Annotated in this window: 10 protein-coding genes; 5 read left to right on the forward strand and 5 right to left on the reverse strand. The window is 40.5% G+C overall.

Going from position 1 to position 12,926, the window contains the following annotated elements; genetic code table 11:
• The 3 genes from FGM01_RS13710 to FGM01_RS13720 all read left to right on the forward strand — a co-directional run.
• Positions 1 to 667 (forward strand): right-handed parallel beta-helix repeat-containing protein (locus FGM01_RS13710; RefSeq protein ID WP_143411759.1); only part of this gene is annotated, 667 nt, incomplete at its 5' end.
• Complete coding sequence (locus FGM01_RS13715; RefSeq protein WP_143411760.1) at positions 562 to 3,765, forward strand: MopE-related protein; 3,204 nt, start codon at positions 562 to 564, stop codon at positions 3,763 to 3,765. The genes FGM01_RS13710 and FGM01_RS13715, both read left to right, overlap by 106 nt.
• 195 nt (positions 3,766 to 3,960) lie before the next feature.
• Positions 3,961 to 6,135, forward strand: a complete 2,175-nt coding sequence (locus FGM01_RS13720; RefSeq protein ID WP_143411761.1) for a TonB-dependent receptor — start codon at positions 3,961 to 3,963, stop codon at positions 6,133 to 6,135.
• Between the two features lie 12 nt (positions 6,136 to 6,147).
• Here FGM01_RS13720 and FGM01_RS13725 read toward each other — a convergent pair whose 3' ends face one another.
• Positions 6,148 to 8,703: an ABC transporter permease gene (locus FGM01_RS13725; protein ID WP_243735815.1), complete on the reverse strand. Its 2,556-nt coding sequence runs from the start codon at positions 8,701 to 8,703 to the stop codon at positions 6,148 to 6,150.
• Positions 8,704 to 8,705: 2 nt separating this feature from the next.
• Positions 8,706 to 9,386: an ABC transporter ATP-binding protein gene (locus FGM01_RS13730; RefSeq protein ID WP_143411762.1), complete on the reverse strand. Its 681-nt coding sequence runs from the start codon at positions 9,384 to 9,386 to the stop codon at positions 8,706 to 8,708.
• A gap of 45 nt (positions 9,387 to 9,431) precedes the next feature.
• Here FGM01_RS13730 and FGM01_RS13735 point away from each other — a divergent pair, with 45 nt between their 5' ends.
• Positions 9,432 to 10,133, forward strand: a complete 702-nt coding sequence (locus tag FGM01_RS13735; protein ID WP_143411763.1) for an arylesterase — start codon at positions 9,432 to 9,434, stop codon at positions 10,131 to 10,133.
• A gap of 13 nt (positions 10,134 to 10,146) precedes the next feature.
• Here FGM01_RS13735 and FGM01_RS13740 read toward each other — a convergent pair whose 3' ends face one another.
• From FGM01_RS13740 to FGM01_RS13750, 3 genes are all read right to left on the reverse strand, one after another.
• On the reverse strand, positions 10,147 to 11,472 hold the full coding sequence (locus FGM01_RS13740; protein ID WP_143411764.1) for a DUF5723 family protein: 1,326 nt from the start codon (positions 11,470 to 11,472) through the stop codon (positions 10,147 to 10,149).
• A gap of 178 nt (positions 11,473 to 11,650) precedes the next feature.
• The gene (locus FGM01_RS13745; RefSeq protein ID WP_243735816.1) at positions 11,651 to 11,977 is read right to left on the reverse strand and encodes a hypothetical protein; all 327 of its coding nucleotides are present in this window, start codon (positions 11,975 to 11,977) and stop codon (positions 11,651 to 11,653) included.
• Positions 11,978 to 12,047: 70 nt separating this feature from the next.
• Entirely contained in the window at positions 12,048 to 12,455 is a 408-nt protein-coding gene (locus FGM01_RS13750; RefSeq protein ID WP_143411766.1) for a hypothetical protein, read from the reverse strand.
• Positions 12,456 to 12,750: 295 nt separating this feature from the next.
• On the opposite strand from FGM01_RS13750, the gene FGM01_RS14565 reads away from it, so the two are divergent.
• Positions 12,751 to 12,897, forward strand: a complete 147-nt coding sequence (locus FGM01_RS14565; RefSeq protein WP_166435232.1) for a hypothetical protein — start codon at positions 12,751 to 12,753, stop codon at positions 12,895 to 12,897.
• Positions 12,898 to 12,926: the final 29 nt, after the last annotated feature.

Below are 12,926 nucleotides of genomic sequence, written 5' to 3' on the forward strand. Positions count from 1 at the left end.
GGATTATTATTCAAGAGTTCCGGGTACTGTAATAGAAAATAATGTCATAGAAAACTCAGGATACCGAGGTGTTCATTTGCAGTATCAATCAGGTTTTATTTTTAATAATAATTCTGTTTCTATTCAGCCCCACTATAATGGTACTTCATTATGGGTAAGTGATTCAGAAGGAGGAGGAGAGATAATTAATAATAGGTTGATAGGAGGTGGTCCTGGTTATCATGGAGTTTATTTGGGATCTTGTCAATCTCCTGTTGAAAATCCTGGACTGATTGCTAATAATGTGATAGCTAATTCTTCTGAGCAATCAATTCAATTTGGCGGTAATACCAACTATCGGGTATATCATAATAGTGTCAACAATCAGGGAGGGGGGCGTGCTTTTCGAATGGGCTCTGGTTCAGGGAATGAGTTAAGGAATAACATTTTCAGATCTAATAGTGGTTATGCAATAGAGGTATATAATTCTTCAGGAATAAGTTCTTCGGATTACAATGATTTCTTCACCTCGGGTGGTTATCTGGGTCGTTGGGGTAATACTAATATTCCTGATCTTCCTACTTGGCAGGCAACTTCCAACAGTTTGTCTCAGATACAGATCTGCACGCCCAGGCAGAACAACTTCAGGATGCAGGAACACCTCTTCCAGAAGTGGCAACAGATATAGATGGGGAAACAAGGGATGAGACACCGAGTATAGGGGCTGATGAGTACAGCCTTATAAATAGATATACGATTACTTATACCTATAACGGCCAGGGCACAGTAGGACAATTACCTGATGCCGAAAGTTATGATGAAGGAGTTCAGGTGGAATTATCGGCAATACCAGCTGATGGCTGGGTGTTTATAGGTTGGGGAGGAGATGTAGATCCGACTCTAATTGAGCAGAACCCCGTACTTATTACAATGGATATGGATAAAGAAATTACAGCCACGTTTGTAGAAGAACTTATTCTTTCCGCCATAGCCACTCCTGCCACCTGCTCTAATCTTGAAAATGGAAGTATAGATTTAACTGTTTCTGGAGGATCAGGTGTTTACACTTACGATTGGGATAATGATCTCATAGGTTTATATGATGAAACACCTGATACAGAAGACTTATCAAACTTACTTCCAGACATTTATACTGTAATCGTAGAAGATGAAAATGGACTTAGCAAAAGCCTTTCAATTGAAGTAACTGCCGAGCAACAGGCAGTGGCATGGTATTTAGACAGTGATGGTGATAATTACGCTATTTCTACAGTAACGACTTGTGATTCCCCTGGAGAAGGTTACACTACTAATGTTTTACCGCTGACTGATTGTGACGATTCTAATGCGACCGTAAATCCTGGCGCTACAGAAGTTATCGATGGAGTGGACAATAACTGTGATGGAACCATAGATGAAGGTTTTACCGATGCAGATGGCGACGGTTATGCCGCCGAAGTAGATGATTGTAACGATACTGATGTAGCTATCAATCCGGGGGCTACAGAGATCTTCGATGGAGTAGATAATAACTGTGATGGAACCATAGATGAAGGCTTTACCGATGCAGATGGCGACGGTTATGCCGCTGAATTGGATGATTGTAACGATGCTGATGTGGCTATCAATCCGGGGGCTACAGAGATCTTCGATGGAGTAGACAATAACTGTGATGGAACTATAGATGAAGGATTTACTGATTTAGATAACGATGGTTATGCCGCTGAAGTGGATGATTGTGACGATACTGATGTAGCTATCAATCCAGGTGCAACAGAGATCTTCGATGGAGTGGACAATAACTGTGACGGAACAATGGATGAAGGCTTTACCGATGCAGATGGTGATGGCTATGCCGCTGAAGTGGATGATTGTAACGATGCTGATGTAGCTATCAATCCGGGAACCACAGAGATCTTCGATGGAGTTGACAATGACTGTGATGGATTAATAGATGAAGGATTTACTGATTTAGATAACGATGGTTATGCCGCTGAAGTGGATGATTGTAACGATGCTGATGTAGCTATCAATCCGGGAACCACAGAGATCTTAGATGGAGTAGATAATAACTGTGATGGAACCATAGATGAAGGATTTACTGATTTAGATAACGATGGTTATGCCGCTGAAGTGGATGATTGTAACGATGCTGATGTAGCTATCAATCCGGGAACCACAGAGATCTTCGATGGAGTAGATAATAACTGTGATGGAACAATAGATGAAGGCTTTACCGATGCAGATGGCGACGGTTATGCCGCTGAAGTAGATGATTGTAACGATGCTGATGTAGCTATCAATCCGGGAACCACAGAGATCTTCGATGGAGTAGATAATAACTGTGATGGAACAATAGATGAAGGCTTTACCGATGCAGATGGCGACGGTTATGCCGCTGAAGTGGATGATTGTAACGATGCTGATGTAGCTATCAATCCGGGAACCACAGAGATCTTCGATGGAGTGGACAATAACTGTGATGGAACCATAGATGAAGGCTTTACCGATGCAGATGGCGACGGTTATGCCGCTGAAGTGGATGATTGTGATGATTCCGATGCCTTTTTCAATCCTGAAACGATTTGGTACCTGGATACCGACAATGATCAGTATGCGGTCTCTACTACAACAGGTTGTGAATCACCGGGCTTGGGCTATACCATAACGGTATTACCAATAACGGATTGTGATGATACCGACGCAAATATATATCCGGACGAAAATGGTATATGTTCAGAAAATCCCTGTTTAAATAATTCATCTCCTGAAATTATAAGTATTACTGCACCTTCAGATCCTTTTGAAATTGGAATAGAGATCAACGTTGAAGCTACTTATACTGATGCAGAGGAGAATATTAAAAGCGTTACATGGCTGTGGGGCGATGGTTATGATTCTGATGGTACCTTTACAACTTCTGAAGTTTTTGGAAGCCATAGATATATAGCTCCTGGAGTATATACTGTAACATGTATAATTGAAGATGAATGTGGCGCATATACCATTTCCGATTATCAATATCTGGTTGCTTATGACCCATCCGGTGGCTTTGTAACCGGGGCAGGTTGGATTTATTCTCCTGAAGGTTCCTATAGTCCTAACCCATTAGCATCTGGTGACGCAAAGTTTGGTTTTGTTTCCAAATACAAGAAGGGAAGAAATATTCCTGAAGGAAGAACACAATTTGAATTCCTAAGCGAAGACTTTAGTTTTGTAAGTTCAGAATATGAGTGGCTTATTGTGGCTGGAGAGAAAGCAATGTTTAAAGGAGTAGGAAATATAAACGGCGTTCCGGGCTATAAATTTATGATTTCCGTGATTGATAATGACGAATCGGGAGATAAATTCCGAATTAAGATTTGGGAAGAGCTTGGTTCAGAAGAATGGGTGATTTATGATAATCACATGGGGGCATCAGAGGACTCAGATCCAGAATCTGGACTTATTAGAGGATCAATAAAAATTCATAATCCAAAGGGGAAATCTAAAACTGATTCCTATTCCAGTATATCTTCAGCTGATTTATATACTCTTGCTGTGTACCCTAACCCCCTTGAAGCTGAAGGAGTATATCTACAATTCTCTGAAAGGGGAACAGATGAAACCTTCGTGGTTAGAGTCTATGACCTGTATGGAAGGCAACTGGCAGAAACTAATTTTTCGGTTAGCCAGTATGGCGGTGAATACTTCTGGCCGTTAGACCACAGCGGTTGGGAGCAGGGTATTTATCTCCTCAGAGCCAAAAGCAATACCCAGGAATTCCAGATTAAACTGGTCAAATAATTAATATTTAAATTCTTATTTTAAAATTCCCGGTTGTAAAAACAGCCGGGAATTTTGTTATTAAATATGGGAAGCTGCTTCCAAATATTTTTGATTTATACAGAATATAAGAACCAATAAGAGTTACTTTCCTAAATTTGTCATTCTATAAATCCAGGAATACCATTATCCATGTTTTCCTTTTCAAATAAGCATATGAACCCTAAATTTTTATGGCTGGGAATTTTATTTATCACGTTCCAGAGCTTCTCTCAAAACAATTTCATAGCCCGTATTCTGGATGGTGAAACAAATACACCACTGCAGGGAGCCAATGCCGTGATTAAAGGAACCGCAAATGGCGATACCGCCAATGAAGAAGGTTTAATTGAGATCAGGAATATTGCTCATGGAATCCAGACGATCGTTTTTAGTTATGTAGGCTTTGAAACTTCTGAAACGACCTATCAGTTTCCCCTTGCCGAAGACGGAATTAAAACCATCTATTTAAATCCGGCAGGTGAACATATGGAAGTGGTAATAATCAATTCAACCCGTTCCCGCAGAACGATTGCCGATCTTCCTACCAGGGTGGAAGTGATTTCGGGAGAAGAACTCGGGGAAAAAGGAAATATGAAACCCGGGGATATCAGGATGTTGCTAAATGAAACTACCGGCATACAAACTCAGCAAACTTCAGCTACTTCGTATAATTCCAGCATCAGGATACAGGGACTGGATGGTAGGTATACCCAGCTGCTAAAAGACGGGTATCCGCTATATGCCGGTTTCTCCGGTGGCCTTAGTCTTTTACAGATCGTTCCCCTGGATCTGCAGCAGGTAGAAGTAATTAAAGGAGCTTCCTCAACCCTCTATGGTGGTGGAGCGATCGCGGGACTGGTTAACCTGGTTTCCAAAACTCCGGGTGAAGAAGAGGAGCTTAACTTGTTGCTTAACGGAACTTCGGCCCTGGGCCTGGATGCCAGTGCTTTCTACTCCAACAGGTCCGGAAAGCTGGGAACGACCATCTTTGGTTCATACAATCTTGGAAGTCCGTATGACCCCGCCGATATTGGTCTTACCGCGATTCCCGAATTCGACAGGTACACCATAAATCCGCGATTCTTTTATTATCCTAATGATGCTGCCACTCTGGATATCGGGGTGAATGTTGTCCTTGAAGAACGTACGGGAGGAAATATCGATTTTATAGAGGATAACAGGGAAGTAGAGAATCCTTATTTTGAGCAAAACGATACTCAAAGGATTACTACCCGTGCGGGTTACGAACAGAATTTCGAGAACGGTTCCAGCCTGAACATTAAGAATAGTTTCAGCTTTTTTGAGAGAAAGATACAGATCCCAGATTTTGTTTTTTCAGGAGACCAGTTCGCTTCTTTCAATGAGGTTTCTTACCGGTTTGGCAGAAATGATTCAGAATGGATCGCCGGACTTAATTTATGGGCAGACAGTTTTACGGAAGATGATAATGTGGATTCCAGGGGTGTAGATTATGATCACCTTACCTATGGAGCATTCTTACAAAATAACTGGTGGGTTTCAGATTTTTTGAGCCTGGAATCGGGGTTAAGGCTGGATCACCAGAATGAATACGGCACATTTTTTCTGCCCAGGTTATCAGCATTATTCAGCTTAAGTGATGATCTTTCGGCAAGACTTGGAGGAGGATTAGGTTATAAAACCCCGACCATTTTCACTGAAGATGCTGAAAGGATACAGTTCGAGAATGTACTGCCCATTGATGTTTCAGAGACTGAAGCTGAGAGATCTTACGGAGCGAATTTCGACGTGAATTACCGCACAGAACTTTTTGAAACTATAGATCTAAGCCTGAATACCTTGTTCTTTTATACCAGGGTGGATGATCCTTTAATTCTGACCAATACTTCCGCAGATATCTTTGAATATCAGCAGCCGAACGGGTACCTTGATACTAAAGGAATTGAAACCAACCTGAGGTTATCTTACCAGAATTTCAAATTATTTGTGGGGCATACCCTGGCAGACGTTAACCAGCATTATAGCGGTGAAACTTCAGAATTACCATTGGTGGCCCAGAACAGGTTAAACAATGTATTGGTGTACGAAATCGAAGAAAAACTGGTAATAGGACTGGAAGGCTATTATTTCGATCCGCAAAAACTGGGGGATGGAACTACCGGAGAAAATTACTGGATCTTTGGATTGATGACCGAATATAAATGGGAGAAATTTTCGCTCTTCCTGAATTTTGAAAATTTTACCGATACCCGTCAAACCCGTTTTGATTCTATATTTACCGGTTCAATTTCAGATCCACAATTCAGGGATATTTATGCTCCCGTAGACGGATTTGTGGTGAACGGTGGTATCAAGATCCAGGTACTGTAGATTCCTTTAGAATTAACTTAATTCTTTCCGAAGCACTACCAGCGGCGGACTTTTTATAACCCCAAGGCTATTGCTCAAACCAATCGTCATCACCAACAATACGATACCGGGTAACAGAACCAGGAACGGGATCCAGGAAGGAATAAACGTGGTTTCAAATACAAAATAGCCCAGCAGTAGACTGCTTAGCAGCGATAAAAGTATACCAGACAGGGCGCCCAGTAGTCCAAGGTAAAAATATTCCAGGGCCAGTATCTTCAATATCTGCCTGCTTTTTGCTCCCAGGGTTCGCAATAGGACACTTTCCCTTATTCTCTGGTATTTGCTGGTTCTCACGGCTCCTATTAAAACGATGATACCTGTGAGTATACTGAAGAAAGCCATAAAATTGATAAGCCAGGAGATCCTGGTTAGTATCTTTTCAATGAGACTAAGCACCTGCCTGAGATCCAGAATAGTCACATTCGGGTAATTTTTTACAAGTTTCTGCTGTAGTTGTGCCGAGCTGTTTTCATCGGGAACTTTAGTGGTGAGAACCCTGAATTGAGGAGCCTCTTCCAGGACACCCGTGGGGAATACTATGGAAAAATTGAGTTGCATTCTGCTCCAGTCTACACTTCGAATGCTTGCCACCACAGTATTTATTAATACGCCCTGGACATTAAAATCTATTTCATCGCCAACCCCAACCAGGGCATCTTCTGCAAAATTATTGCTTACCGAAATAGGAATATTCTCATTTTGAGGATTAGTACCAACCCATTCGCCTTCTTCCAGAATTTCAGAAGAGATCAAAGAATCCCGGTAAGTAGTCCTGAATTCGTGATCCAGGATCCATCGGTTCACTTTAGAGGTAGTATCTTCCCTAATCTCATTCACCGGAGTACCTTTGATGCTTTCCACCTTCATGCTTACGATAGGAATATTTTCCAGAACGGGCAGATCTTCAGAAAATATGGTGTTCGCTACATTTTCCTGCTGTTCCTGTTGTACATCCAGCAGGATCATATTGGGGCTGTTTACCTGTTCATCCAGGGTAGCCTGGGCTAATAGCAGATCCCTGGTAAAATATAAAGTGCTAATTAAAAAAGTTCCAATTCCTATTGCCAGGACCAGGATAAGCGTTTGATTTTGGGGCCGGTAAAGGTTAAGCAGGCTCTGCCTGGCAATAAAACCCCAGCCGGTGGGAAAAAATTTCCTGATCGCCTTTATAAATAAATTGGCTACCCCTGCCAGAATGGAAAAGGTCACTATAATTCCCAGGGTAAAAAATATGGAATACTTCCAGTTTTCCAGCAACCAGAATGCGAAGAGGAAAATAAATAAAAAGACTCCGGTAAGAACCAGGAACCCGGCCTTTGCCGATTTCTTTAAGGCAGGATTCTGTACCCTTAAAGTTTGCAGGGGCGAAACGTATAGTGTCCCGATGAGAGGGTACAAAGCGAATAGGATAGACATTAGAAATCCAAGGATAATTCCCATAAAGATCACTTTTGAATCTAGTGCGAGGTCCACATTAACCGGTAATATGTCCTGCAGAAGTAGGGGAAATAATTGCTGTAGCATAAGTCCTGTTACAGTACCTGCAATTCCGCCAATTAAGCCGATGATTCCTATTTGAATAAGGTAGATTAGGAAGGTTTGTCTTTTGGTAGCTCCAAGACATTTCAAAACCGCAATTGAGCGTAGTTTTTCCTTGATATAGATATGTATCGCACTGGCTATACCAATACAGCCTAGCAACAGGGCGATAAAGGCCACCAGGTTAAGGAATTTACCGAAGTTCTCATAGCGCCTTCCCAGTCTTTCGCTGGTTGCGGTATGGGTATCTAGGTCGGCATCATTAGCGTCCAGGATAGGATCTATCTTCTCGTCAAATTTTTCCAGGTCCAACTTTGGATCGGCCAGGAAATAATATTTATACCCTATCCTGCTGCCTACCTGAACCAGCCCGGTTTGCTCGATAAATCGATAAGGGATGATCACCGGTGGAGCAATAGAGCTGAAAAGAGATGCACTGCCGGGAACAGATTTTAAAGCTCCCGAAACCGGCAATGTCGTGTTGCCTATTTTTATACTGTCCCCCGTCTTTATATTCAATTGTAACATTAAGGTAGCATCTACTAATGCACTTCCTTCTTTTTGAAATATAGCAGCTGCAGCAGCAGGAATGGTTTCCAGCTCTCCATAAAACGGAAATCCACCTGAAATTCCACGTACGCGGACCAGTTTAGTTCCCTCATTACCCGGAAACGCCGCCATGGAAGCAAAACTTATTTCCCTGGCTTCTGGACCGCCCAGGGAATCCATAATAAACTGCACCCTTTCATTAGGCGCTTTATCGCTGTCTATAATATAATCTGCGCCCATGAGGGATTTTGATTGAAGCGCAATGGTGTTTTTCAGGTTATTGCTAAAGGATTGGATAGATACTACTGCCGCAATTCCCAAAACTATAGAGGCCATAAAAAGCAATAGTTTCCTGCGGCTGGCTTTACCATCGCGGTAAGCCATTTTTACCAGCCATCTAAACCTTGCTTTCCTTGAGATCCCTTCTGCTGCAGGCATATTTAAACATTTACGGTTTCAAGGATTCTACCGCCTTTAAGTCGCAGGATCTTCTGAGTTTTCCTTGCCAGCTCCATATCATGGGTGACGATAACCAGCGTGGTTCCCGATTCTTTATTCAATTCAATGAGTAATTCCACCACTTTTTTTCCGGTTTCCTCATCCAGGTTACCGGTAGGTTCATCGGCAAATAGGATATCTGGTTTGGTGCTAAAAGCCCTGGCCAGGGCAACCCGTTGCTGTTCTCCACCTGAAAGTTGCGAGGGATAATGATCAAAACGATCGCCCAGCCCTACTTTTTCTAACAATTCTTTACCGGCAGCAGATGCTGTTTTATCTCCCCTGAGTTCTAATGGCACCGCTACATTTTCCAGTGCAGTAAGGGTAGGGATCAATTGGAAATCCTGAAATACAAACCCCACTTTTCGATTTCTCAAAAGAGCCCTTTGATCCTCATTCAGGTCGTTCATGATGGTTTCACAAAGTTCAATTTTTCCTGAATCGGGCTGATCCAGGCCGGCGCAAAGGCCCAGCAGGGTGGTCTTACCACTTCCGGAAGGACCAACGATAGCAAAAGTTTCCTTTTCTTCAATTTCAAAGCTGATATCTTCCAGAACAGTGAGCTGTTTGGAGCCACTTTGATAGCTTTTCTTGAGATTTTGAACGCTTAAAATTTTTGCCATCTTCTTTCTTTTAGGTTTCTTTAGCTAAGCAAACAAAATAAAGAAATGATTTTAATTAATACTCCTAGATTAACAAGAAGCTATGTTTTGTTCCTGGCTTTTGGTCTTTTCATTTTTATGGGCTGTAAGAATAAGACGGATGCAGATAAAGCGGAGCAGGAAAATACCAGTGCCTCAGAAGAAGTGGGTGTAGAGAATTCTAAGGTAATTCTTTTTTTTGGGGATAGTTTAACTGCCGGTTACGGACTGGAGCAGGGGGAAGCATTCCCTGAAATTATCCAGGAAAAAATTGATTCCTTAAACCTTAATTATAAAGTAGTAAATGCCGGCCTTAGTGGAGAAACCACCTCTGGAGGTAAGAACAGGATCGACTGGGTGCTTAAACAAAATGTGGATATTTTTGTTCTGGAATTAGGCGCCAATGATGGGCTGCGAGGTATTCCATTAACAGAAACCAGGAATAATCTACAGGAGATCATTGATTTTGTTAAGAAAAAAAATCCTGATATAAAGATCATTCTTGCCGGAATGCAGATCCCGCCCAACATGGGACAGGATTATACCACGGGATTTAAAAATATCTTCCCCGAAGTTGCTGAAAAAAATGATCTGGAACTTATACCTTTCTTACTGGAAGATGTTGCTGGTAATCCAGATCTTAATCAACAGGATGGTATACATCCCACCGCTGAGGGGCAGGAGATCCTTGCTGAAAACGTCTGGGAGATTCTTGAAAATATGTTATAGTTTCCGGGAAAGCCTATCTGTAGAATGGAATCTTGAGAGCCAGGTATATATCTGTACTTCTCGCCCTGTCTGAAAATAAATTTGTGAGAACAGATCCTGAACCGAGGGTAAGTGGACCAAATCTAAAACCAGCTCCGGCACTAAGGACTTCATATTGTCTAACACTTAGGGGTAAATAAAAACTGAAAAGTTTACTTTCGAATCTAGGAGTAGCCGTTACGGTATTTATGATTCTGTTGGCATATTTTTTTGAGTCAGATAGTAAGGAAAAACTTCCATTAATGCTTACAAATAATTTTTCCTGAATGTAATAATCTATAAATCCATGAATTGCGGTTGGTAGATTGATTTCACTGGTAAAAGTTTTTCTTTCCTTTTCTCTGTAGTTTTCTTCCAGAATTTCTTCAATACTAGTACCTGTCAGATTATTAGTATTCAGTTCGTTTATCATGTTGTATTCAATCTCTTCTGAATTGTTATAATGAATAGTACCAATATCGGTGACTGATATGCCAACTTTAAGCTTATAAGTATTTTGAGACAGAGATATACCATTGAAATCCTCATTTTTTAAAAGCCTGTATACGATTCCTGCATCCCCAGCGACACCAGAAGAAGAACGTTTAACATTTATATAATCACTGTCAATTCCCGGTGTACTGCCGTATCGAAGGGATCCGGTAGTAGTTAGTATTTCATTAAACATATTATACCTGCCCTGGAAATCTGTTGTATTACTATAAAGTGCACCGCCTCCCAGGAGATATTTTAAGCTTATTCCGCCGGTAATTCTATGTCCCTCAAATTCCAGTAAAGATCTACCGTAGGTGAGTCCTATTTCTCCCCATATATGAGCGGTTCCATTAAATTTATTCATGTTGAAATCATAGTTTTCTTTTGAGTCGAAGTCTTCTATAAAATCTTCAATCAACTGCCCGCTTATTCCATTTAAATTTAAAAATGACCTGAGTCGGGTAGTGATCCCAATACTGTGTTTTGGAGATAACTGGTACATTGCCGAGGGGCCCAAAACTTCTAGATTACCATAAATGTTATTATCACTTCGGGAAAATTTTTCGATAGAATCATTTATAAAAAATTCACCATTTATTTCCAGCAATATCTTTTTGTCAAGTGATATGTAATCACTACCTGCAAACGCACTAGTGGAAATTAAATTAATATCTAATTTCAATCCAGATCCATGAATCGAAGCAGGATTATTTAATACACCATGAATCCCGCTATAATTATCAATAGAATTACCGATATAAGATTGTCCTGAAGTATTAGCTCTGCAAAATAAAATCACAAGGAAGAGAAGGAGAATTTTTTTCATGTTAGTTTAGGTTGGCTAGTTAATTTCGCAGATAGCTTATTTTATTGAAGGTATATCGTAACCTTAAAAAATACCTGATTAAATATTTCTAACTGTTTCGAATAAAAATAGGTAAAAAAAACGAGGTGTCGTCTAAACTAACTCATTCTTAGTGTTTTAAAATTTTAAAACTATTGTTTTAGGAGGACTGAATTTTAATAATAAGCCACTGCAGAAAAAAAACTGAGCCTAAGGCTATCGCTGCTGAAGTACCCAGGCTCCCTCCATAGCCTTCAAAAAATGAACCCGAAAATAAGTAAATCACCGGGAAAAGTAATCCGGAAAGTGCGATGACCCATGAACTCGTAATCATCTTATAAGTTGCCATTCCTATAAATGAAGCTCCCATAACTACTGAGGGAATATGGGTGGTTAGATAGTTTCCTGCAAATTTTGGAAAGAGGATAAAGAAACCCGCAGCCACCACAGAAATTGCCGAAGATGCCATTACTCCTCCCAGTCTCATCTTATTATTTAGGCAATAAGTCAAGATTGCACTAAAGGATCCCGCAAATAGTAGAACTGCTATATACATTTTAAGAGATCAGGAATAATATGAAAGTCATTGCAGCGACACCGCCAAAAGCAATAGTCCCTAGTTTTCCTCCAAATCCATTTAGCGTTTCCTTGGAAAATATCAAAAGTAAACCACTAAAAGTCCCGGCCAGAATAATAAAAGCAAATCCTTCTGCCAAAAATTCTGCGGTCATGCCGGCAAAAGCTCCACAGTAAATGGCCGCAGGTAAATTTTTAAAGCTTTGTGACCTTTGGTTCAAAAATGGCAAAAATGAGCCAAATAATCCCGTAACTCCCGCTGCGAGCACGGCCCCGGTATTTAATTCTGTATTTAATAAATAGGTGATAAAAGCCCCGGCAACAGACCCAATAATCATTAAAATATCTCTTTTCACCAGGGATGGAAGTCCAGACTTTACTTTAATCATATAAAATCCACTTAATAAAAATACCAGCGAACAAAGGAGAATACTAAGTACAGGGCTAGCTTTGTTCTCCCAGATAGCAGCGCATACAAATGCCACATGTATAATGAGAAAAACTAAACCGGGTAATCTTTGAAGGAATTGATGCAAAGGTCGCTGGACTAAGAAATTTAAATTTCAGGTACAAAAATGATAAAAATGGATGTATTTATCATAATAATCGCAGCGTTAAATTTCTTATAATTGTTTACTTTTTTAGAATAAAAATTAAACAAAAAGTTTAACTTTAAAATAAAAAATGGAAAAACAGGGAAAAAGAATAATTAGCAATGTGGTCCTGGCAGATATGCACTGTAACGGGGTTTATTTTGATAAGGATATTTTGAGCGCGCACAAGCAGGAAAGTATTTTAATAGCCTCTAATCAGCATGATAAAATCAATTGATCATTCCTGCTTCTATGGAAGATCTATAT

The sequence above is a fragment of the Christiangramia sabulilitoris genome (assembly GCF_007050985.1).
Taxonomy (GTDB): Bacteria; Bacteroidota; Bacteroidia; order Flavobacteriales; family Flavobacteriaceae; genus Christiangramia; species Christiangramia sabulilitoris.

Excerpts from the sequence above, each read along its gene's own strand:
- FGM01_RS13720 (WP_143411761.1), top strand. The coding sequence starts at position 3,961 with ATGAACCCTAAATTTTTATGGCTGGGAATTTTATTTATCACGTTCCAG.
- FGM01_RS13730 (WP_143411762.1), bottom strand. The coding sequence starts at position 9,386 with ATGGCAAAAATTTTAAGCGTTCAAAATCTCAAGAAAAGCTATCAAAGT.
- FGM01_RS13740 (WP_143411764.1), bottom strand. The coding sequence starts at position 11,472 with ATGAAAAAAATTCTCCTTCTCTTCCTTGTGATTTTATTTTGCAGAGCT.
- FGM01_RS14565 (WP_166435232.1), top strand. The coding sequence starts at position 12,751 with ATGGAAAAACAGGGAAAAAGAATAATTAGCAATGTGGTCCTGGCAGAT.
- FGM01_RS13745 (WP_243735816.1), bottom strand. The coding sequence starts at position 11,977 with ATGAGACTGGGAGGAGTAATGGCATCTTCGGCAATTTCTGTGGTGGCT.
- FGM01_RS13735 (WP_143411763.1), top strand. The coding sequence starts at position 9,432 with ATGATTTTAATTAATACTCCTAGATTAACAAGAAGCTATGTTTTGTTC.
- FGM01_RS13725 (WP_243735815.1), bottom strand. The coding sequence starts at position 8,703 with ATGCCTGCAGCAGAAGGGATCTCAAGGAAAGCAAGGTTTAGATGGCTG.
- FGM01_RS13750 (WP_143411766.1), bottom strand. The coding sequence starts at position 12,455 with ATGATTAAAGTAAAGTCTGGACTTCCATCCCTGGTGAAAAGAGATATT.